This window comes from Undibacterium sp. Jales W-56 (genome assembly GCF_025548535.1).
GTDB lineage: Bacteria > Pseudomonadota > Gammaproteobacteria > Burkholderiales > Burkholderiaceae_D > Undibacterium.
Genome location: NZ_JAJLQW010000003.1, coordinates 277,834 through 299,872, shown reverse-complemented (window position 1 = coordinate 299,872; position 22,039 = coordinate 277,834). Strand labels below are relative to the sequence as shown.

General features: G+C 55.3%; 19 protein-coding genes. 9 read left to right on the top strand and 10 right to left on the bottom strand.

Features of this window, described 5'->3' with window-relative positions; translation table 11 throughout:
* Window positions 1-126 precede the first annotated feature (126 nt).
* Window positions 127-1,524: a chromosomal replication initiator protein DnaA gene (gene dnaA, locus LPB67_RS10525; protein ID WP_262837131.1), complete on the bottom strand. Its 1,398-nt coding sequence runs from the start codon at window positions 1,522-1,524 to the stop codon at window positions 127-129.
* A gap of 603 nt (window positions 1,525-2,127) precedes the next feature.
* On the opposite strand from dnaA, the gene rpmH reads away from it, so the two are divergent.
* From rpmH to LPB67_RS10485, 8 genes are all read left to right on the top strand, one after another.
* Window positions 2,128-2,262 carry a 50S ribosomal protein L34 gene (rpmH, locus tag LPB67_RS10520; protein ID WP_061535510.1) on the top strand — a complete coding sequence of 45 codons (135 nt, stop codon included), beginning with the start codon at window positions 2,128-2,130 and terminating at the stop codon, window positions 2,260-2,262.
* Window positions 2,263-2,334: 72 nt separating this feature from the next.
* Complete coding sequence (locus tag LPB67_RS10515) at window positions 2,335-2,766, top strand: ribonuclease P protein component (RefSeq protein WP_262837130.1); 432 nt, start codon at window positions 2,335-2,337, stop codon at window positions 2,764-2,766.
* Window positions 2,763-3,116, top strand: coding sequence for a membrane protein insertion efficiency factor YidD (gene yidD, locus LPB67_RS10510; RefSeq protein ID WP_262837129.1), 354 nt, complete (start codon window positions 2,763-2,765; stop codon window positions 3,114-3,116). Before LPB67_RS10515 ends, yidD begins: the two co-directional genes overlap by 4 nt.
* Before the next feature lie 7 nt (window positions 3,117-3,123).
* Window positions 3,124-4,854: a membrane protein insertase YidC gene (gene yidC, locus LPB67_RS10505; protein WP_262837128.1), complete on the top strand. Its 1,731-nt coding sequence runs from the start codon at window positions 3,124-3,126 to the stop codon at window positions 4,852-4,854.
* A 169-nt stretch (window positions 4,855-5,023) separates the two neighbouring features.
* Complete coding sequence (gene mnmE, locus LPB67_RS10500; RefSeq protein ID WP_262837127.1) at window positions 5,024-6,466, top strand: tRNA uridine-5-carboxymethylaminomethyl(34) synthesis GTPase MnmE; 1,443 nt, start codon at window positions 5,024-5,026, stop codon at window positions 6,464-6,466.
* 386 nt (window positions 6,467-6,852) lie between these two features.
* On the top strand, window positions 6,853-9,258 hold the full coding sequence (locus tag LPB67_RS10495; RefSeq protein WP_262837419.1) for a penicillin acylase family protein: 2,406 nt from the start codon (window positions 6,853-6,855) through the stop codon (window positions 9,256-9,258).
* Window positions 9,259-9,364: 106 nt separating this feature from the next.
* Window positions 9,365-10,138: a class II glutamine amidotransferase gene (locus tag LPB67_RS10490; RefSeq protein ID WP_262837125.1), complete on the top strand. Its 774-nt coding sequence runs from the start codon at window positions 9,365-9,367 to the stop codon at window positions 10,136-10,138.
* Between the two features lie 21 nt (window positions 10,139-10,159).
* Window positions 10,160-11,095, top strand: a complete 936-nt coding sequence (locus LPB67_RS10485) for a LysR family transcriptional regulator (RefSeq protein ID WP_262837124.1) — start codon at window positions 10,160-10,162, stop codon at window positions 11,093-11,095.
* Here LPB67_RS10485 and LPB67_RS10480 read toward each other — a convergent pair.
* On the bottom strand, window positions 11,088-11,957 hold the full coding sequence (locus LPB67_RS10480) for a hypothetical protein (RefSeq protein ID WP_262837123.1): 870 nt from the start codon (window positions 11,955-11,957) through the stop codon (window positions 11,088-11,090). The genes LPB67_RS10485 and LPB67_RS10480 overlap by 8 nt on opposite strands.
* A 62-nt stretch (window positions 11,958-12,019) precedes the next feature.
* On the bottom strand, window positions 12,020-14,053 hold the full coding sequence (locus LPB67_RS10475) for an NADPH-dependent 2,4-dienoyl-CoA reductase (RefSeq protein WP_262837122.1): 2,034 nt from the start codon (window positions 14,051-14,053) through the stop codon (window positions 12,020-12,022).
* A gap of 334 nt (window positions 14,054-14,387) precedes the next feature.
* Between LPB67_RS10475 and LPB67_RS10470 the strand changes: the two genes are divergently transcribed.
* Complete coding sequence (locus LPB67_RS10470) at window positions 14,388-15,293, top strand: DMT family transporter (RefSeq protein ID WP_262837121.1); 906 nt, start codon at window positions 14,388-14,390, stop codon at window positions 15,291-15,293.
* A 31-nt stretch (window positions 15,294-15,324) separates the two neighbouring features.
* Here the strand turns inward: LPB67_RS10470 and LPB67_RS10465 are convergent, their stop codons facing one another.
* The 7 genes from LPB67_RS10465 to LPB67_RS10435 all read right to left on the bottom strand — a co-directional run bounded on the left by LPB67_RS10465 (window position 15,325) and on the right by LPB67_RS10435 (window position 21,994).
* Window positions 15,325-16,356 (bottom strand): adenosine deaminase, encoded by a 1,032-nt coding sequence (locus tag LPB67_RS10465; RefSeq protein ID WP_410482725.1) that lies wholly within the window; start codon window positions 16,354-16,356, stop codon window positions 15,325-15,327.
* Entirely contained in the window at window positions 16,353-17,255 is a 903-nt protein-coding gene (gene xdhC, locus LPB67_RS10460; RefSeq protein WP_262837119.1) for a xanthine dehydrogenase accessory protein XdhC, read from the bottom strand. The genes LPB67_RS10465 and xdhC overlap by 4 nt, the downstream gene beginning before the upstream one ends.
* Before the next feature lie 116 nt (window positions 17,256-17,371).
* Complete coding sequence (locus LPB67_RS10455; protein WP_262837118.1) at window positions 17,372-17,629, bottom strand: DUF3567 domain-containing protein; 258 nt, start codon at window positions 17,627-17,629, stop codon at window positions 17,372-17,374.
* A gap of 174 nt (window positions 17,630-17,803) precedes the next feature.
* Window positions 17,804-18,211 (bottom strand): GTPase, encoded by a 408-nt coding sequence (locus LPB67_RS10450; protein ID WP_262837117.1) that lies wholly within the window; start codon window positions 18,209-18,211, stop codon window positions 17,804-17,806.
* A 43-nt stretch (window positions 18,212-18,254) separates the two neighbouring features.
* Window positions 18,255-18,983 (bottom strand): response regulator, encoded by a 729-nt coding sequence (locus tag LPB67_RS10445; RefSeq protein WP_262837116.1) that lies wholly within the window; start codon window positions 18,981-18,983, stop codon window positions 18,255-18,257.
* Window positions 18,984-19,067: 84 nt separating this feature from the next.
* The gene (locus LPB67_RS10440) at window positions 19,068-21,410 is read right to left on the bottom strand and encodes a sensor histidine kinase (protein WP_262837115.1); all 2,343 of its coding nucleotides are present in this window, start codon (window positions 21,408-21,410) and stop codon (window positions 19,068-19,070) included.
* Complete coding sequence (locus LPB67_RS10435; RefSeq protein ID WP_262837114.1) at window positions 21,407-21,994, bottom strand: DUF4390 domain-containing protein; 588 nt, start codon at window positions 21,992-21,994, stop codon at window positions 21,407-21,409. Before LPB67_RS10435 ends, LPB67_RS10440 begins: the two co-directional genes overlap by 4 nt.
* Between the last annotated feature and the right edge of the window lie 45 nt (window positions 21,995-22,039).

Genomic DNA, 22,039 nt, shown 5'->3' with positions numbered 1-22,039 from the left:
CTACCAACTCATTGCGCTACTTCAGTCGATTGCCCATTGACGGGCTGTTCGGTTTTCGTAGGGTGCGCCGTGCGCACCTGATGTGCCGCAGTTTGCCGGTGCGCATGGCGCACCCTACGTATTTAATTAACCCTTCAGGGTTTGTTCCAGTACGTGCAGCTCATGGTTGCATTCCGGATTCTTGCCGCGATCTGCCGCGATCTTGCGTACAGCGTGCAAGACCGTGGTGTGATCGCGTCCGCCGAACAGTTCGCCGATCTCGGGCAAACTTTTTTGCGTGAGCTCCTTGGCCAGATACATCGCGATCTGGCGCGGTCTGGCGATATTCGCCGGACGTTTTTTCGAATACATATCGGCGACCTTGATGTTGAAAAAGTCGGCCACGGTCTTCTGGATGTTTTCTACCGAAATCTGGCGGTTCTGCACCGACAGCAAATCCTTCAGCGCTTCCTTGACCACGTCGATGGTGATTTCCTTGCCGTGGAAACGCGAGTAGGCCAGGATCTTGCGCAAGGCCCCTTCGAGTTCGCGCACGTTCGAGCGCAGATGCTTGGCGACGAAGAAGGCCACGTCGTCGGAAAAATGCACGCCTTCGGAATGGGCTTTTTTCAGCAGGATCGCGACCCGCATTTCGAGTTCCGGCGGTTCGATCGCGACCGTCAGGCCGGAATCGAAACGCGAAATCAGGCGGTCGTCCATGCCGGTGATTTCTTTCGGATAGGTATCGCTGGTGATGATGATCTGCTTCTTGGCGGCGATCAGGGCTTCAAACGCATAGAAGAATTCTTCCTGGGTACGGCTCTTGCCGCCAAAGAATTGAATATCATCGATCAGCAACAGATCGAGCGAATGGTAATAGCGTTTAAATTCGTCGAAGCCCTTGCGCTGGTAAGCGGTCACTACGTCGCGCACATATTGCTCGGCGTGGATGTAGCGAATCCGCGCGTTCGGGTTATCGACCAGAATCTGGTTGCCGATCGCGTGGATCAAATGCGTTTTACCCAGGCCGACACCACCATATAAGAACAGCGGGTTGTAGGATACGCCGGGATTGTTCGCGACCTGGATCGCGGCGGCGCGGGCCAGTTGATTCGCCTTGCCGGTCACAAAACTATCGAAGGTCAGCTCGACATTGATACGGCTCTGATCGCGGCGCGGCGTTGGCTCCGCCGCGGGTTCCGGCATGTGCTGCGGTAGGTCGTCGTGATGCAGATGCTCACGCGATCCATTGCTGATCGAGGTGGAAGTATTGCCCGCTGCTGCGGGTGCAGTTTTTTTGTTGATGCGCGGGTCAAGCACGAACTGCACGTCGATGGTTTCGTCCCAGAACTGTGCTGCGAGTTCGGTGATGCGGCTGGCGAACTGGGTTTTGACCCAATCCAGTTTAAAACGATTGGGCGCGGCAATACGTAGCCGGCCGTCTTCATAATCGAGCGGGGCCAGCGGTTTGATCCAGGCGCTATACTGCTGCGGCGTTAACTCCTGCTCTAATTGGGACGAGCAGGCTTGCCAGAAATTTTCCATGTATTCACTTAGGTTGATGCTGATGTGAGACTGCTATGCGGACTGGAATGACAACAAGTTTCACCTTCACCAGCGCGCTCGCTAGCGAGACGCTTGAGCTACTTATACTGGTAAGGTGAATCAACAACGCCTAGTACGCCATTTAAAATGTTGCCACTAGAGCAAATCAGTCATGTCACACTAATCCGCTATTCTACCCTTGCCAGCCGGAGTTATCCACAGGCTGATCACGAAATTTATGTGACCGGCGTAAAACCGCACCGGCGCTCCGACATCTCCTCGCCGTACGGGATTTGTACAGTCTGGGCCGACGCGTTTTGCCGGAACAATTTTGTGCAATCCTCCGAATTTTGCCTTGAGTAGCCACCATGACATGATGAAAAAATGTGCTAAGTGATTGACACGTAAGTCAAAAATGGTGTCTAATTCAGGGTTCCCTACCCTCTTTTATTGGATGTTGTGTTGTGTTGTACTGTTATAACAACATGCAACGCCCATGAGCAGCGGTTTTGGGGCAGTAAAGGTGAAAAGCCTGACGTAGGAATTAACTTAAGCCTTTACCCGTAATTCCGATTTTTTATTTGCTCAAATAGCGAGACCAACATGAAACGTACTTACCAACCTTCCGTCGTTCGCCGCAAGCGCACTCACGGTTTCCGCGCACGCATGGCAACCCGTGGCGGCCGCGCTGTATTGAACGCACGTCGTGCCAAAGGCCGCAAGCGTTTGGCAGCTTGATCCATCAAGCCATAATCAGCGGCAGCGTTGGTTGGTGGCATGAATTGGCATGACTCTATTATGCTCAATGCAATGACATCAAACAATGCAAGCGATGATTTTGCACGCGCTCGGCGCATCGTTAAAACGGATGAATTTTCATCCGTTTTTCGTTTGCGCCCGGTGCAAAGAACTGCGCACTTTGTATTGTATGCAAGACCCAACGATCTGCCGAATGCCAGATTGGGTGTGGTCGCAGCCAAGCGTTTTGCGCCGCGTGCAGTGACGCGCAATACCATCAAACGTGTCACCAGAGAAATTTTTCGTTGTTCCTCGCTGATCAGTGTCGATTGCATCGTGCGCTTATCCAAGCCGGTCAATAGCAAGTCTGGCCCCGCCACCACGAGCCGCCTCAAGCAAGAGTTGCGGGCTGAAATTGTGCGCCTGTTTGCTTCGCAGCAACTGACTGCGGTGCAATCGGCAGCTCCGTCTGCCCAGTCCGTCATAAAGCAGTCGGCATCATGATCAATCCCGTGCAATCTATTTTGCTGCTTTTGCTGCGCGTGTATAAAGTCGCCATCAGCCCCATGCTGGGACAAAATTGCCGCTTTTATCCTAGTTGCTCAGAGTACGCGGCGGAGGCGATCCGCGCACACGGTGCGGTCAAAGGCTGTGCGCTGGCCGGCCGGCGCCTGTGTAAATGTCACCCCTGGCATCCGGGTGGTGTGGACCCGGTGCCACAAAAAACGCCGCAAGTTTCAGAAAAATCTGAAAAATACAGATTCATCCCCACATCCGACGGACGTTCCGCTTACGGTCGCAGTTTGCTGCGCTGGCCAAAACGTTCCGGTTCTTCTTTTAAATCTCTCTGTTAAACACAATATGGATATCAAACGTACCGTCCTGTGGGTTGTTTTTTCGATGTCGCTGTTGATCCTGTGGGACAACTGGATGCGTCATAACGGCAAACAATCATTTTTATTCCCTACGCCAGCAACGCAACAGAGCAAGAACGCCAGCGCCAGTGCGGCAACGTCTGCTGCCAGCGCATCTAGTCCCGTGGTTGCCACTGCCAGCGCTGCCGTGGCAGGCGCCACGCCGGATGCCGCAGCCAAGCGTGAAGTCATTACCGTGACTACCGATGTGTTCAAGGCTGACATCGATAGCCAGGGCGGTGAGCTGAAACGCCTGGAACTCCTGCAATACAAAGAAACCGTGCATCGCGAGCATTGGTATGACGCCTTCCTGGAATTAACCGGTAAAAAAGAAGTCCCGGTGGCGACGCAAAATATCGTCTTGTTCACCGAAAGCGCGCAACGTACCTATCTGGCGCAAACCGGTTTGCTCGGCGGCGCATTTCCTAACCACAAAACGAATTTCGTGGCGAAGCCGGGTCCGCGCAACCTGGATGGCGGCAACCAGGTGCAACTGGTGCTGGAGTCCGAATTAAACGGCGTCAAACTGACCAAGACCTACACCTTCAAAAAAGGTGATTACGTGATTGATGTCAAACATGACGTGACCAACAACACCGGCGCACCGATTAACCCTTCGCTGTATCTGCAACTGATCCATGACGGCACCAAGCCGCAGGGCGGCGGCATGCTGAGCGGCTCGACCGAGTTCTATGCGCCAGCGGTGTACACCGATGATGCGCATTTCCAGAAGCTCGATTTCGAAAAAATCGAAAAAGGTTCGGATAGCCACGCGACCAAATCGGACAATGGCTGGGTCTCCGTGATCCAACATTTCTTCGTCTCGGCCTTCATTCCGCAAGACAAAACGCCACGTGAAATTTTCACCAAAAAAGTCGATACCAATTTGTACGCGGTCGGCAACATCCTGCCGCTGGGCAGCATTGCCCCTGGCGCGACCAGCAGTCTGAACGCCCGCCTGTATTCAGGTCCGCAAGAATCAAACAAGCTGGAAAAAATTGCGCCCGGCCTGGACCTGGTTAAAGACTACTGGTACTTCGCGATTATCGCTAAGCCGATGTTTGCCTTGATGGAGCTGATCCACAAGCTCCTGGGCAACTGGGGTTGGACCATCATCGTGTTCACGCTCACCATCAAACTCGCTTTGTTCCCCTTGTCTGCTGCGGGTTATCGCAGCATGGCGAAGATGAAAGTGGTCACGCCGAAGATGACGGCCGTGCGCGAACGCTTTAAAAACGATCCGCAAAAAATGAACCAGGCCATGATGGAATTGTATAAAACCGAGAAGATCAATCCGCTCGGCGGTTGCTTCCCTGTGCTGATCCAGATGCCGATTTTCTTGTCCCTGTACTGGGTTTTGCAAGCCAGCGTAGAGATGCGCGGTGCGCCGTGGATGGGATGGATTACCGATCTGACTTCGCCTGACCCTTGGTTCATCTTGCCGGTGATCTATGCGATTTCGATGTTCATCACGGCGAAACTGAATCCGGCACCTGCCGATCCTATGCAAGCCAAGATGATGATGTTCATGCCTTTGATGTTCTCGGTGATGTTCTTCTTTTTCCCATCGGGTCTGGTGCTGTACTGGGTTGTGAATAACATCTTGTCGATCGCGCAGCAATGGGTGATCAACAATAAGCTGATCCCGCCGGAGCACAAGGTAGCGGCGGCGAAGTAAATGTCAGCAGCGAGATAAACAACAATACGCAGCAAGCCAGAGTTTAAAAAGCCCATGCCGATCATGGGCTTTTTTTTCGACGCCGCCAGCTCACGTTCTTTATGTGGCATTTGCGTCACAAGCCTGACAATTTTTCTGCGCCATTTGCGTGCAGGGTTAGAATTTCAACATGAACCAACACAGTACATCGCTTAGCAGCTACGACAGCACGCCGATCACCGCGATTGCTACCGCCCCCGGACGCGGCGGTATCGGCGTGGTGCGTATTTCCGGCAAGGATTTAACGCCGATTATCGACGCCTTGTTTGCCGGGGTGCTGAAGGCCAAGCCGCTCACGCCGCGCCACGCGACTTATCTGCCGTTTACGCAAGCCGATGGCAGCGTGATCGATCAGGGCATCGTGATTTACTTCAAAGGACCGCATTCCTACACCGGCGAGGATGTGCTGGAGTTGCAGGGACATGGCGGTCCGGTCGTCATGCAGATGTTGCTGACCCGTTGCCTGGAAGCAGGTCAGGCAGCGGGCCTGCGGCTGGCGCAGCCCGGCGAGTTTACCCAGCGCGCATTCCTGAACGACAAGCTCGATCTGGCGCAGGCAGAAGCGGTATCGGATTTGATCGAGGCATCGACCGAAGCCGCTGCAAAATCCGCTTCACAATCCTTGTCCGGCGTGTTTTCCAAAGTCATTCATGCCCTGGTTGAGAAAGTCGTCCACTTGCGCATGCTGGTCGAAGCGACCCTGGATTTTCCGGAAGAGGAAATCGACTTTCTGGAAAAGTCCGATGCGCGTGGCCAGCTCAGCGCCATACAAGCGGCGCTGCAGGCGGTGTTCCAGCAAGCGGCGCAAGGCGCCTTGTTGCGCGCCGGTCTGAACGTGGTGTTGGCCGGCCAGCCGAATGTCGGCAAATCCTCGTTGTTGAATGCGCTGGCCGGCGACGATGTTGCCATCGTCACGGCGATCGCCGGTACCACCCGCGACAAGGTGACCGAGACCATACATATCGAAGGTATTCCGCTGAATATTATCGACACGGCCGGTATCCGTCACGATGACGATGAATTGCATCCCGACGAACATCGCAGCACGATTGATACGGTAGAGCGTATCGGCATTGAGCGCACCTGGGCCGAGGTAAATAAGGCCGATGTGATCTTGCACTTGCTCGATGCAAGTCGCGGCCCGACCCGCGCCGACGAAGGCATCGTCGCACGCTTTCCCGACGATGTGCCGGTGATCCGTATCTGGAACAAGATTGATTTGTCCGGTCATCATCCTAGCGTCGATGAGATGGACGATGCGACCCATGTGTACCTGTCGGCACAGGATCATCTCGGGATTGATTTGCTGCGCAAAGAACTGCTGCGCATCGCCGGCTGGCAACAGACCGGTGAATCGCTGTACCTCGCGCGCGAACGCCATCTGATTGCGTTGAAACATGCACATGAGCATCTGCAAAATGCCGCCGACTATGCTGCGCAAAACGATCAGTCGCTCGATCTGTTTGCCGAAGAGCTGCGACTGACCCAAGATCGCCTGAACAGCATTACGGGTGAGTTCACATCCGATGATTTACTCGGTGTGATTTTTTCGCGCTTTTGTATCGGCAAATAAATCGCACGCTCTTTACTTATGTTGAGTCCAGGTCGTAGCGATTAACCGGTTCCATATCCTCATTTTAAAAAGCTATCCGCAATACTGGAGCGCCTTTCCAGGCATTTTTGCCCGGGAAGACGCGCCCATATTGCGGATAGATTTTTCTATGCATTATTTCCATTCAGCAAGTCAATAATTATCAATTGCATAAAACATATTACTTGTTAATAATATGTTTCAATAATTTCAACTCTACGAAATGGCGGATGGCTGTTTCATGCGATCCGCTGTTTTGTGCCGTTTCTTCACGCTACCACCAAGGAGTCAAGATGAGCTTACGCCGGATGAAGTTGGGATTAACCATGATGCCCGTGCTGTGCCTGATATCGTTGGCACCGCCGCTGATGGCGCAGGGCGTGATCGACGATGATCTCGATGCCATGAGCTCTCGCAATTATCAGGCCGATATTCGTCGTACCAGTCTTGGCGTGCCGCATATCAAGGCCGCGAATTGGGGCGATCTTGGCTATGGCTATGGTTATGCGCAGGCCGAAGACAATCTCTGCACCATGGCCGATGCGTTCCTGACTTATCGCGGCGAACGCTCCAGATACCTGGGGGCCGATGCGCTCCCGGTTGCGGCATCCACGCTGGAGCCGGCACGCAATCTGGATTCGGATTTTTTCCATAAACAAGTTATCAGCAGCGACGCCTTGAGCCGCATGGTCGCGGCGCAAACGCAAGAGCTGCGCAGTCTGGTACGGGGTTTTGCCGCCGGCTATAACCGCTATCTGCGCACGCTGAGGGCAAGCAGCAATACCGCCCATAGCGCCTGTCGTTATGCCGACTGGGTGCAGCCGATACGGCCCGCCGATGTGTACCGGCGCATGTATGCGGCCAATCTGGCGGGCGGTTATAGCAATTTTGTGAACGGCATCGCCAGCGCCGTACCGCCCGATGCAGCCAGTAAAACTGTCGCAGCCTTGCCATTCGATCCAGCCCAAACCAGCGCGCCGCAAATGCAGGTCGGCGGTAGCCAGGGCATAGGCAGCAATATGATTGCCTACGGCAGCGCGGCGACCACGACCGCCAGTCCTTTATTGTTCGGTAATCCGCACTGGTACTGGCGCGGCGGCGATCGTTTTTATCAGGCCCAATTGACGATCCCGGGTCAGCTGAATGTCAGCGGCGCCTCCTTTCTCGGCGTGCCGGTGATCCTGATCGGCTTTAACGAGAATGTCGCCTGGACGCATACGGTTTCGACTGCACGCCGCTTCGGTATAGTTGAATTGACGCTAGCCAACGGCGACACCACGAGTTATGTCAAGGACGGCAAAAAAGTGCGCATGACAGCCAATACTATCGCGGTCAGCGTCCGGCAAGCCGATGGCCGTCTTGGCGTGGCGAAGCGCACTTTATATCGTTCTGAATACGGCCCGCTGCTGAATCTGGGTTTGCTGAATCCGGCACTGAGCTGGAATACCGCCACAGCCTTTGCGATCCGCGATATCAATGCGACCAACTATCATAGCTTCCGCAACTGGATGCGCTGGAACCAGGCCCAATCGCTGGATGAATTTATCCGCATCCAAAAGGAAGAACTCGCCACCCCCTGGGTGAATACCGCAGCGATCGGTCGCGCCTCAGGCCAGGCATGGTATGCCGACATGGGAGCGGTGCCGAACGTGACCAACGCCCAGGCCGCAAGCTGCACCACGCCGACCGGACAGGCGCTGGCGGCGTATTTGCCGCGCGTCCCCTTTCTCGACGGCGCCCGCAGTGCCTGCGATTGGAGCACCGATAGCGACTCCGCACAGCGAGGCGCATTCGGGGTGGCCCGATTGCCAAGTCTGTTGCGCAGCGACTATGTCGCGAACATGAATGACAGCTACTGGAGCAGCAACCCTAAAGCGCTGTTAACCGGATTTGCCGACATCATCGGCAGCGCCGGAACAGAAGCGCTGAGCATGCGCACCCGCCTCGGCCACAGCATGGCGCAAGGCCGGCTCGACGGAACGGATGGCTATGCAGGGACTAAAGCCAGCGTCGATATCGTCAAACAAATGGTGTTGAACAGTCGCGTGCTGACGGCTGAATTATTCAAGACCCAGGTCTTGCCTTTGATCTGTGCGAGTGCCAGCGTCACGATTACCGGCGACCCGGAAACCGGCGTGAGCCTGCCGGCGACCTCGGTCAATCTGAGCAGTGCCTGTGCGGCGCTGGCGGTCTGGGACAATAGCGGCAACCCGAACGCACGCGGCGCCCACGTCTGGGACGAGTTCTGGCGTCGTGCCTCGTTGCTGCCAGCTACGCAGCTCTACCAAGTCCAGTTCAATCCGGCTGATCCGCTTCACACGCCGCGCGACATCAATCCTGCGAACGCACTGACCCTGCAGCAAGCCTTGGGTGCCGCTGTATTGCGGGTACAGAACAGCGGCTACACCATGAATGCATTGCGCGGCGACACGCTGTTTGTGACGCGCCATCAACGCAAGATAGGTTTATTTGGCGGCTGTGAAAATGCCGGCTACTTCACCGTCGCCTGCTCAGAAAATCGCCTGGATCAGGGCGGTTACAGCATGGATGGCAACCCGAACGGCAATAGCTATATGCAAATCGTGTCTTTCACCGGCAGCGGGGTCGAGGCGCATACCTTCCTGACCTTCTCGCTGTCGGATGATGCGGCATCTATCCGCTCCGGCAATTACACCGATCGTTACGCAGCCAAGAACTGGCTGAAACTGCCATTTATTGAAAGTGAAATACGTAATGATGCGGCGTACAGCAATACCACCATCCGCGAGTGGTAAAGGGCGCCAGGCGTTGCTCAGTCGCACCGACGTAGTCGGCACGCCGCAATGGTGCTAAGCTTGAACATTATGCAAAGCCGCATTGCGCCCAACTGTGTGCCCGACTATGTGTCAACTATTAGGAATGAATTGCAATACCCCGACCGATATCGTGTTCAGCTTCACGGGCTTTGCCACACGCGGCGGCCGCACCGATGAACACAAGGACGGCTGGGGCATCGCTTTTTTTGAAGGCAATGGCGTGCGCCATTTTGTCGATCACCAGGCCGCAGTCGCGTCGCCGATTGCCGAGCTGATCAAGCGTTATCCGATCAAGTCAAAAAACGTCATTGCGCATATCCGCAAGGCCACCCAAGGTCAGGTCACGCTGGAGAATTGCCATCCGTTTGTGCGCGAATGCTGGGGACGTTATTGGGTGTTTGCGCATAACGGCGACCTGAAAGATTTTGCGCCAAAACTCGACAGCGCCTATCGCCCGGTAGGCAGTACCGACAGCGAACAGGCGTTTTGCTATGTGCTGCAAGAGATGCGCCGCCAGTTTGGCGCTACCCTGCCGTCGATGGCGGAGCTGACCAATTTCCTGCGCCTGATTACCACCGAAATCGCCCGCTACGGCACCTTCAATATGATGCTGTCGAATGGCGAAGCGCTGTTCGTGCATTGCTCGACCAAGTTGCATTACATCGTCAGAAAATACCCGTTTGCCACCGCCAGCCTGGCGGATGAAGAAGTCGCGGTGGATTTTTCCGAGGTCACCACACCGCAAGACCGGGTTGCCGTGATCGTCACCGAGCCGCTCACCAATAATGAAGTCTGGACGCAGTTCGCCCCGGGTGAGTTATTGGTTTTTGTCGATGGCGCTGTCGCACCAGCCTATTAAAAGTTTTCCATTGATCCCATCATGAGTCACCGTCCCAGCGATCATCTCGACACTAATTTATTGCGCGTCTTGCATACCCTGCTGACCGAGCGTAGCGTCACCCGCACCGCGATGAAACTGGGGCAGTCACAGCCGGCGATCAGCAATATGCTCAAGCGGCTGCGCGAGATCACCGGCGATGCGATCCTGGTACGCGGCAAAAACGGCATGACGGCGACCGAACGCGGCGAAGAATTATTGCTGCTGGCAAAGCAGGGCCTGAGCGTGCTGGAAAGCATCGCGCATCCGGCGCCGAGTTTTGTACCGGCGCAAACGCAAAGGGTGTTTCATCTCGGCGCACCGGATTATCTGAGCGTCCTGCTGATTCCCATGATCATGGAAAAAATCCGTGAGCAGGCCCCGCATGCGGGGCTGGTGATCCATTCCCTGAACGCCGGATTCGATTATGCGTCGGCACTGGAAACGGGTGAATTGGACTGCGTGATCGGCAACTGGCCGGAGCAGCCGCCGCATCTGCATCTCGCCCATTTGTTTGAAGACGAGCTGGTCTGCATGGTCAATCACAAACATCCGATTGTGAAAAAAGGACTCTCGCTCAAATACTATTTAGAGATGCCGCACCTGGCGCCGACGCCTTACATGATGGGCCACCGCAGCATCATCGACAGCGCGCTGGCCGAGCAGGGACTGAAGCGCAATATTCAAATGACGATCCCGTATTTCGGCATGGTGCCGGATGTATTGGCGCGCACCGATTTGATTTTCACCACGAGCCGCAGCTTTGCCATGCATTTTGTCGGGCAATATCCGATTGCGGTATTGCCTATGCCGGTTGCGATGCCGAAGATGCGTTTCTTCATGCTCTGGCATGAGCGTTCGCATGCGGCGACTGAGGTGCAGTGGCTGCGGCGGATTGTGGCGGATGCTTCGCGGGAGGTGATGACGGAAACTATTTAATAATAAACTTATATGTCAATTGATATTGCCATGCTGGATTGATATTGAGAGGTTGAGTGTAACGTTTTAGCGCCCTGTCACTAATGGCGTAGGCGTTTGTAATCAAGCTATCTTTAACTGAACTGCTTTTTTTATTTCTTACAGCATTGCCCGAGACTACACCTTTAAAACCCATGTCTCTTTCTTCGCCCTTTTCCCAATTAACGCTGCCTTTTGAAGGCATAAAAGTCATCAGTAGATCTCCTGCAATTCCATAAAACGAGGCATCGGTAGGAAAATCAAGTTCACCTAAAATGGTAAATGCGACACCTAGAGTATAAGCGCATGCTTCCAGAGTCTCTTTTGACCATGTATTCATTTCAGCAATAAATTTATCAGTTTCCGTTATTGGATCTGCTTTAGGTTTACATTCTGGGAAAAAGTATTTGTCACTCTGCGCAGCCCACCAAATAGAAGTTGCTGGTTCTCTGCCTGCAACTGCGTATCCTGAAACGAGTCGCGCTAACCCCGATTTATTTCCAGCGCTAAGCGCGCTCTGATACAGTAATGATGCTTGCGCCCAATTTTTCTTTAAACATATTCCCTCCTCATACATCGTGCCTGCCATTAAGAGAATGTCTTTATGTTTATTTGCAATTCCCTCATTTAAGACTTTGACCGCCCCCTTGCAGTCGTTATGTTCGATGTAAATCCACACATTATGCAAAGCGTTAGCGTCAGGGGCGGTATCATCTGCTCGAGCATTCAAACCGACGCCGAGAAATAAAATAAAAACAAACAAAAAAATCGAGCTAATGAAATTAGCACAACAATGAGAACCAACAGGTATAGGTTTCCATTTAGGAAAAATTATGTTTTTCAATTTTCAGAGACTTTCAATTTACACGGATTAAGGGCCGAAACATTAGAAAAGACAGACAATAATCACAAGCTCGCCGCCAACTCAGCCCCTTCTTTAATCGCCCGCTTCGCATCCAGTTCCGACGCCAGTGCCGCGCCGCCGATTTTATGAAAACGCGGTCCGTGTTCTGCGAGGTTTTCCGGCATCAGTTCTGTCAATGATTCCTGGCCCGCGCATAGGATCACATGGTCGACTTCGAGCAAGCGGGCTGCGCCGCCGACCGTGATATGCAAGCCCTGATCGTCGACTTTGACATATTCAACGCCCGCCAGCATTTCTACACCGTTGCGTTGCAAAGTTGCGCGATGCACCCAGCCGGAAGTCTTGCCTAAACCGGCGCCTACTTTGCTGACTTTGCGTTGTAGCAGATAAATCTGGCGATACGGATGTGCCGGTTCCGGGGTGATCAGGCCGCCGTTGTTTTGCGCTTGCGGATCGACGCCCCATTCGGTGAACCAGTGCGTGAGCGGCACCGGTAATGCGACCGCCGGATCGTGCAGCAGGTATTCTCCGACGTCGAAGCCGATGCCGCCTGCGCCGATGATGGCGACGCGTTTGCCTACCGGTTTTTTGTGCAGCAAGACGTCGAGGTAGGACAGGACTTTCGGATGATTCACGCCTTCTAATTTGGGGGTGCGCGGTACGATGCCGGTGGCGACGATGATGTCGTCGAAGCCTTGAGCCAGCAATTGCTCGCGATTGACGCGTTGATTCAATGCGAGTTTGACGCCGGTCGATGCCAGTTTCTTGCCGAAGTAGCGCAGGGTTTCGGCGAATTCTTCTTTGCCCGGTACCTGCATGGCGATTTTAAATTGGCCGCCGATGCTGTCACTGCTGTCGAACAGGGTCACGTCGTGGCCGCATTCTGCGGCGACGGTGGAGGCGGACAAACCTGCGGGGCCGGCGCCGATCACCGCGACCCGTTTGCGTCTGGTGGTTTTGAGATAGCGCAATTCGGTCTCATGTCCGGCGCGCGGGTTGACCAGGCAGGAGGCGCGCTTATTTGAGAAGGTGTGGTCGAGGCAGGCCTGGTTGCAGGCGATGCAGGTGTTGATTTCATCGGCGCGCCCGGCGGCGGCTTTGTTGACGAATTCCGGGTCGGCCAGAAACGGTCGTGCCATCGACACCATGTCGGCATCGCCACGCGCAATAATCGCTTCACCCTGGTCCGGCATATTGATGCGGTTCGAGGCGACGACCGGAATCGACACGGCTTTTTTCAGGCGGCCTGCGACGCTGGCAAAAGCCGCACGCGGCACCGAGGTCACGATGGTCGGTACCCGTGCCTCATGCCAGCCGATGCCGGTGTTGAGTATCGTGACGCCGGCTTGTTGTAAAGCCTGGGCGACTTCAATCACTTCTTGCCAGCTATTGCCGCCTTCGACCAGATCGAGTATCGAATGGCGATACATGATGATGAAATTCTTGCCGACGGCAGCACGCACCCGGCGCACGATCTCGACCGGCAGGCGCATGCGGTTCGCTATGCTGCCGCCCCAGCGATCCTGGCGCAGGTTGGTGCGGGCGCACAGGAATTGGTTCAGCAGATAGCCTTCGCTGCCCATGATTTCAACGCCGTCATAGCCGGATTTTTGCGCCAGCCTGGCGCAGCGGACATACGAGCGTATGGTGCTTTCGATGCCGCTTTCGCTCAGCGCTTTCGGTTTGAACATCGAGATCGGCGATTTTTTGGCCGAGGCTGACACCACGAAAGGCTGGTAGCCGTAGCGACCCGAGTGCAGGATTTGCATGACGATCTTGCCGCCTTCCTCATGTACGGCGCGGGTGACTTTTTTATGGTTCCAGATATCGCCCAGGCTGTTCATGGTGCCGCCAAACGGCAGCAGCCAGCCGCGCCGGTTCGGCGAAATGCCGCCGGTTACGATCAGGCCGGCACCGCCACGCGCTCTTTCGCGAAAATATTCCGCCAGCTTGTGGTAGTTGTAGAAACGATCTTCCAGTCCCGTATGCATCGACCCCATGATGGTGCGGTTACGCAGCGTGGTGAAGCCGAGATCCAGCGGGGCGAGCAAGTTGGGGTAGTGTTGGTTTGGCATCGTATCGCTCAGAGATGATTGTGTGTGCGGCAAGAATACACAAGAGCGGCGGGCTGCGGATAGTTTGTGCACTCTAATCCGCTAAGCGATGCTGCTCAGGATGGGTTGATTTTGGGCAGATAGGCTACTTTCGCAAAGAGGATTATTTATATACTCCCCATAAATAGCCATTAAATATTCCTGATACATATTATTTATAAGCGGTATAAAAATATACTTATACCAGTATCAATAATATAGCCTCCAAGGGGCAATCGCGGCATCTGCCGAATTCCCTCATCGGGTTTGTATGGCATATTGGCGGTTCCCTGCCACGATACTTTTTTCCTTTCCCATGAAAATCACTTCCCGCACTGCGTTGTTATTGACCTTGCCGCCGCTGCTGTGGGCGGGAAATGCGGTGGTCGGGCGTTTGGCGGTCGGCAGTATGCCGCCTTTGTTATTGAATGCCTGTCGCTGGAGCCTGGCTTTGCTGCTGCTGTTGCCGCTGGGTTGGCGTGCCTTGCGGCGTCCGCGCGACTTGCTGTTGCGCTGGCCGTATTTGCTGCTCTTGGGTTTGCTCGGCGTCGGTTGTTATAACGCTTTTCAATATCTGGCATTGCGCACTTCGACGCCGCTCAATGTGACGCTGATTGCGGCCAGTCTGCCGGTGTGGATGCTCTTGCTCGGTGCGGCGCTGTATCGCGAAAAGCCCAGGCCCAATCAAATCCTTGGCGCACTGTTTTCTTTGCTGGGCGTTGCCCTGGTGCTGTCGCGCGGGGAATTGTCGGCATTGGCGCAGGTGCAGTTTGTGCCGGGCGATTTGTATATGCTGTTGGCGGTGATGGCGTGGGCCGGTTATAGCTGGCTGCTGGCGCGCCCGCCGGCATCGATGCAGGGCGCTGCCCGCCCGGTCTGGGGCTGGGCAGAATTCTTATTGGTGCAGACGGTCTGCGGTTTAGTGTTCGCAGGCAGTGCGGCGGGGATCGAGCATTTGTCCGCAGCGCCCGTGCAGTGGACGCCCTGGCTGGTCCTGGCCTTGCTGTATGTCGCCATCGGCCCGTCGGTCATCGCTTATCGCTGCTGGGGTTTGGGGGTGGCGCAGGTCGGGCCGACGCTGGCAGCGTTTTTCGGCAATCTGACGCCGGTGTTTGCCGCGATTCTGTCGGCGCTGATGCTGGGCATCTGGCCGCAATGGTTTCATGCGGCGGCGTTTATCTTGATTGCGGCGGGTATTGTGGTGTCGTCCCGGCTACGCTGATTTATCCGTAAGAACTGGTTGATCGCGCGATTCAATGTGCCTGGACATACGCATCCAGTTCGTCCAGCCATTGCTGCTTCTGCTCTGCTGCGGCAAACGAGGCACAAAAACTGTTCTTCGCCAGTTGGATCAATTCTTCACGGGTCAACGCCAGTGCGTCGGCAGTGGCGATGAAATTGGTCGTCATGTAACCGCCGAAATATGCCGGGTCGTCGGAATTGATCGTCACGCACAGACCGGCACGCAGCATGCGCGCCAGATTATGCTGGCGTAAATCCGTGACCACGCACAGCTTCAGATTCGAGAGCGGACAGACCGTCAGCGGCATTTGGGTTTGCACAAGTTTTTGCATCAATGCCGGGTCTTCTTCAGCGCGCACGCCGTGATCGATGCGCTCGATTTGCAGTACCTCCAGCGCGCTGTGAATATACGCTGGCGGCCCTTCTTCGCCGGCATGGGCGACCAGGCGGAAACCCAGCTCCTGGCATTGTTGAAAGACGCCGGCAAATTTTTCCGGCGGATTGCCGACCTCGGCGGAATCGAGTCCTATGCCATTCCACAGATCAGCATACTGGTCGCGCAGGGGGAGTGCCGCTGCCAGCGCGGCAAAGGCATCTTCTTCGCTCAGATGGCGCAAGAAACACAAGATCATGCTGCCGGAAAAATCGTGTGCCGCCCTGGCTTCGCGCAAGGCGCGGGCAATCCCGGCGAATACGATCTCAGTGCGGATGCCGCGCGCAGTATGGGTTTGCGGATCGAAAAACAATTCGACATGGCGCACATTGTCCGCCAGCGCCCGCTCGATATAGGCCATGGTCAGTTCATAAAAATCCTGCTCGGTCTGCAGCACGGCCGCACCGGCATAATACAAATCCAAAAACGATTGCAGGTCGCTGAAGTTATACGCGGCCCGCACTTCTTCTACCGAGGCATACGGCAATTTGACGGCATTGCGCTGCGCCAGTGCGAACATCAGTTCGGGCTCCAGCGAGCCTTCGATATGCAGATGGAGTTCGGCTTTTGGCAAGCCGCGAATGAAATCGTGTAAGTCGTTGGTCATCATGGGCACTCTTGGCTGATAGCGGTTGTTGAGGTGGCTGCGCTGCTTAATTTAGCTGGCAGGTGATCCGACCATAATTGCAATAATTGTGCCGCCACGGCGACGGCGATCACGCCGGGTTCTTTGCCCGTGATGCCGGTCAGGCCGATCGGGCATACCATCTCCTGTAGGTCTGCGCTACTGCATCCGCGTTCACGCAGGCGGTGTTCAAAACTTGCACGCTTGGTTTGCGAACCGATCAGGCCGAACCAGGCTGCATCATGACGTTGCAAGATGTGTTCGCTCAAGCGCAAATCCAGCCCGTGATGGTGCGTCATCACCAAAAAATAACTGCCGGCAGGCGCCTGCGCAATCACCGCCTCGGGTGTGTCAGTCGCTTCGCACAGTACATTGACACCGGCATCGCCCGGAAATAAATGATCGCGTTCATCGACCCAGTGAATCTGGCACGGCGTGGCAGACAATACCTTGACCAAGGCAGCACCGACATGGCCGGCACCGAACAGGTAGAGTTGCGGCACGGCCGCTTGCTGTTGCCGGTAGTCGTTGAGATGGCGGGCGAATTCCGCGTCATTCCATTGATCCAGCCGGTCGAACTGCAATTCCAGAGCGCCGCCGCAGCATTGACCCAGACTAGGGCCGAGTGCCAGCCGCTCATGACGTGGCGACCTGCTTTGTCCAGGCGCTTCCTTCAGCCATACGCGGGCGATGGCCAGCGCTTTCCATTCCAGATGGCCGCCGCCTATGGTGCCGTATTGGGTGGTTGCAGTGACCAGCATGCGGGTGCCCTTGCCGCGCGGCGTCGAGCCGCGTGATGCAGCTATCGTGACCAGCACCGCCTGCCGTGCCGGTGGCAAGTGCTGTAGTGCGCTGAGCCAGTCTTGGGAAGAGATGGTGGACATGACAATAGGAGCGAATAGTGTTTTATCAAGATAACACTGTTCGCTCAAGCCGTCATAAATACCAGATGATGTCGCGTATCGATGGGGTTGATGTTGTAGGAATAAACCGCACGGAATCAATGCGACCAGACGCGCTGACCCATGTAGTCATCGAACTGCGCCAGAAATTCGTCGATTTCCTCAATGCTGGGTTCGCTGGCGATCAGCTCGTGCACGTCTTTGCGGAAGTTGATGACTTGCGGTCCGCCGATGAACAATTCCTTGTGTACGGATTTATCGGTGATTTCATAGCCGCCAAAACGCAGCGCCTCATGGTTGGTGTCTGCACCATACTCCACCACGCTGTACTGCTCGCTGTTATAGATGAGGTTCATTGTGTATCCTTTCAAAAAACGAAATCGCTGATTTCTGTTGTTAAGGACATGGTGCTGGATTGGCCGGATTTCAAGTCTGCTGCGCTGACATGAATGCGATCACAATACGATGGGTGCGCAATCAGCCTGTTACTGATGATTACGGCGGTGAACAGAGTGAGCTTTAATTTTATTTCAGGTAATCTGCAGGTCTGGATTGAGTTGCAGTAAATCTGCATACGGTGCCTGTGACAAAAATGCATGAATCTGCTCCAGGTGTTCACTGCTGGCAATGCCGATAAATAGTTGCGCGGGTTGCTGGCGTAGCAAGCGATTCAGGGTGACCCGCAGCGCCAGATTACCGATGCAGCACATGCAGCCGGGGGCGATGCGCTGTAGCAGCAGGTTGGGGAGATCGTTGAGCAGCGGATCGCCGCCCGGTAAGCCTTCGAGTATCACGGCAATGCGGGTATCGGAGGCGGGGGTTTGCCTGGCGGCAGCGGCTGAATTAGCCAGGGAAGTTTTGATCGAGGCCGCAATCAAGGCTTCTCTTTGCTGATAACTGCCACCGCTGACCAGTGTCAGTAAGCTTGGTTGCGGCATGTGTGTGGAGTGGCAAACCCGAGACGGTCCGGTCTGCGCCGGTTTATTCGCCGCGCTTGGCGTATTTCACTGATTCCACACCGAGTTGTTTGAGTTTGCGATACAGATGAGTGCGTTCCAGGCCGGTTTTTTCCGCCACGCGTGTCATGCTGCCGCCTTCACGGTGCAGGTGATATTCAAAGTAGATACGCTCAAACGCATCGCGTGCTTCCCTGAGCGGCAGATCAAATGACAGATTGGCAAATTGATTATTCGGCACCGGCGCGGGATTTTGTGGCGCGACAAAATTGCGCGATTCAAAAGTGCTGACACCGGACGGGAAGTTGCTGCTGATATTGGCCGGTACATTGCCCAGCGATTCGCCGGTGATCACGCGCAGCGCCGGTGCGGCGGGACGGGGGGCTTCCGGTGTCCTGGTCAGACCTTGCTGAACCGCTTTCAGCAATTTTTGCAGGGCGATCGGTTTTTCCAGGAAATTCAGTGCGCCGATACGGGTGGCTTCAACAGCGGTATCAATTGTGGCATGACCAGACATCATGATGACCGGCATGCTCAGCATGCCATCGCGTTGCCATTCTTTAAGCAAGGTCACGCCATCGGTGTCCGGCATCCAGATATCCAGCAAGACCAGATCCGGGCGTGCTGCCGCTCTGGCTTCGCGCGCCTGTTGTGCATTCTCTGCCAGTTGTACGACGTGTCCCTCATCGCCCAAAATCTCCGAGAGCAATTCCCGGATACCCATTTCGTCATCAACGACCAATATGTTTGCCATAAATCTACCCTATTAAATTCTTGCCATTACCATGTTGTGTTCCTCTGCTGGGTTCCATCAAACATGGCAACAGTTAGACTCAAATTAAGTGACATTTGAATCCGGTGCTAACTTTAACAGCAAAATCGATATTTTTGCACCGTTTGTATCGCTACGATTTTGAATATCGATTCTACCGCCGTGTTCATCAATGATTTTTTTGACCATTGCCAGTCCTAAACCGGTGCCGCGCGGTTTGGAAGTGGCATAAGGTTCAAACGCGCGCGCCATAATTTTGCTGGAAAAACCCGGTCCGTTATCGACGATAGACAGCCTGACCGCAGCCCGCTCGCCTTTGTCGGCACTGGTATAACGCACAAGTTCCGTGACGACATCGATTTGCGGCAGCACCTCGGGCCTGGCGTTATCGGCGACTGCGTCCTGCGCATTTTGCAGCAGATTATGGATCACCTGGCGTAGCTGGGTGGCATCGCCCATGACGGCGGGCAAGTCGCTGGCGAGCCGGAGTTTGATTGCGTCGCGGCCGTCACCGGCGATGTACAGATGCAAGACTTCGTCAATCAGGGCGGACAAATTCAACGGCGTTAACACCGCCGGCGGGGTCTTGGCATAATCGCGGAAATCATCGACCATGCGTTTCATCGAGGTAACCTGATTGACGATGGTGGTGGTGCTCTTGTTCAGGATGGCGACATCGGTTTCGCCGAGCTTGTCGCGTAATTTCATTTGCAGACGCTCGGCGGACAGTTGTATCGGTGTCAGCGGATTTTTAATTTCGTGGGCGAGGCGGCGGGCGACTTCGCCCCAGGCAATCGAGCGTTGCGCCGAAATAATACTGCTGATGTCATCGAACACCACGACGTAGCCATTGCCCGATGCCACCGGCAGATGCGAGCCGCGTGCCAGCAGGGTAATGCCTTGCTCTTCGGTATTGTTCGGCGCCGTGCTTTCGGTCATATTGGTTTGCAGGCGCGGGATCTCGATTTGCTGTTGCCAGTGCTGCGCATTCTGGTCCTCGCCGCCCGCTGCTGATTGCGCATGCTGTTCGGAAAACGCTTTATCGACGGCCGCCGCGAAGGCGCTCATGCCTTCGATCTCGGCTATCGGCTTGCCTATTTCTTGTTCCAGACTGCGTTGCAGGATGCGTTCGACGGATTCATTGCAGGTCACCAGATGCGAATGCTGGTCCAGCACCATCACCCCTGCCGACATATTTGCGAGTACCGATTCCAGATAGGCTTTGGCGTTTTCGAGTTCGCTACGGTTTTTTTCAACCGCGGCACGGGCATCGAATAACTGGCGCGTCATCGTGTTGAAGGATTGCGTCAGGCTGCCCAACTCATCCGAGGTCGTGATGATAGGGCGCGGCGAGAGATTGCCCTCCGCGACCGCCTTGGTGCCTTCGGCCAGCAACAGCAAGGGGCGCGCCAGTTCGCCCGAGATCAGGAAGGCGCTGGTGATCGCCGCAAAAATCGCCAGCAACAAGGTCAATGTCAGCGTGAAGATATACATGGTCTTCAAACTGCCGCGACCCAGTGAGCGCACTTGGTATTCACCCCAGGCGCTGCGCAAGGCTTCGGCATGGGTTGCCAGTGACGCCGGAACCGGATGAATTAGTTGCAAATACACCGATTCGTTTTGCAGCGACAGACCGCCCGCCGAGGTTTGCAGCGCAACCACCACGCGGGAGCGCAGGATATTCCTTGGCTCTGCCGCCAGCACCGGGCGACTGGCACCGGCTTTGGCCGCTGCCTCATCGGTCTGCAGGCTCGGTTCGGTATTGCCTTCGGTGGCGGCATAGGCACGCGATACCCGGGCTTGCCGGATCATCGCCGGGGTCGGCAGTTCTGGCACCAGACTCCCCATATTGCCGCTGGCCGTCGCGATCAGGCGTCCTTTGCCGTTGACGATCGTGGCTTCCTGCACTTCCATCTGTTCGCGCAAACGACCGAGCTTGATGGACAATGAAGTTTCCGAGGATTCGGATAGCTGGCTGGCCATGCTCTGGGCCTTGGATTGCAGGTCGGCCAGCGAGAATTCGAGTGCGCTATGTCCCAGGGTCAGGCCGGACTCCAGCGCCGATTCGACCTTGACGTCAAACCAGGATTCAATCGAGCGCGACACGAATTGCACCGAGACTACATAGATGACCGCACCCGGCAAGATGCCGACCATCGCAAACAGCAAGACCAGACGCGTCATCAGGCGCGAGCCGAACTCTCTGGTGCGGTAGCGGCTGAACAGGCGCCACAGCAGCGTCAATACCAAGAACAGCAGCGCTACGGCGACAACCGCGTTGGCACCCAGCAGCCAACCGTAAAAATGCTCAAAGCTGGCGGAATTTTCGGATGCCGTGGTCAGGAAGAATAGCAGGATGCTCATCAGAGCACCGCCGATAATCAGGGCATACCGGAGAAAACGCGTCACTTCTCTTCCGCCTTGAAGGTAAATCTTTTCCAGTCTGACGACAGACGCCAGTCGCTGTTATTCAGAGCGTTAATTAAAAAAGGCTTGGGTAGCTGATTCAGGTCCAGACGCAAGCGCACCGCCACGTTGTACACCGCGCCATTGGTCAGCACGCCATGTTCAGCGACCAGCCAGCGGCGCGGACGTAATACCAGCGCCAGTGCGTCATCAAGAGAATTGAAATTCTGCTGCAAACTGCCATTGATCGCTGCCGTGTATTGCCGGGTCCACAGGTTGTAGGCGATTTTGACGGTTTGCGAGGAACGGATGGTTTTTTCATCGAACCAGTACCAGCGCGGTCGGCTGAGTTCGACTTCGGTGGTGAATACCATGGGGATGCCGCGGGTAATCGCGTCTTCCAGTCCATGCCCCAATTCAAAGGCAAAGCTGGTCACGATCCGGTAGCCTTCTTCCGTACTCTCCAGCCGGGCGGAGGTGACTTCCGCCTCCGCTGCACTCGCCAATGGCAAGGCGAACAAACTCAACAAGATGAACCACGCGACCAGCAACGCATTACGTAGCGGATGGCAAAAGCGTCTGATCATAAGAGTATGAAAAGGCGAAGCGAGGATCATGGTTATCTAAGGGCT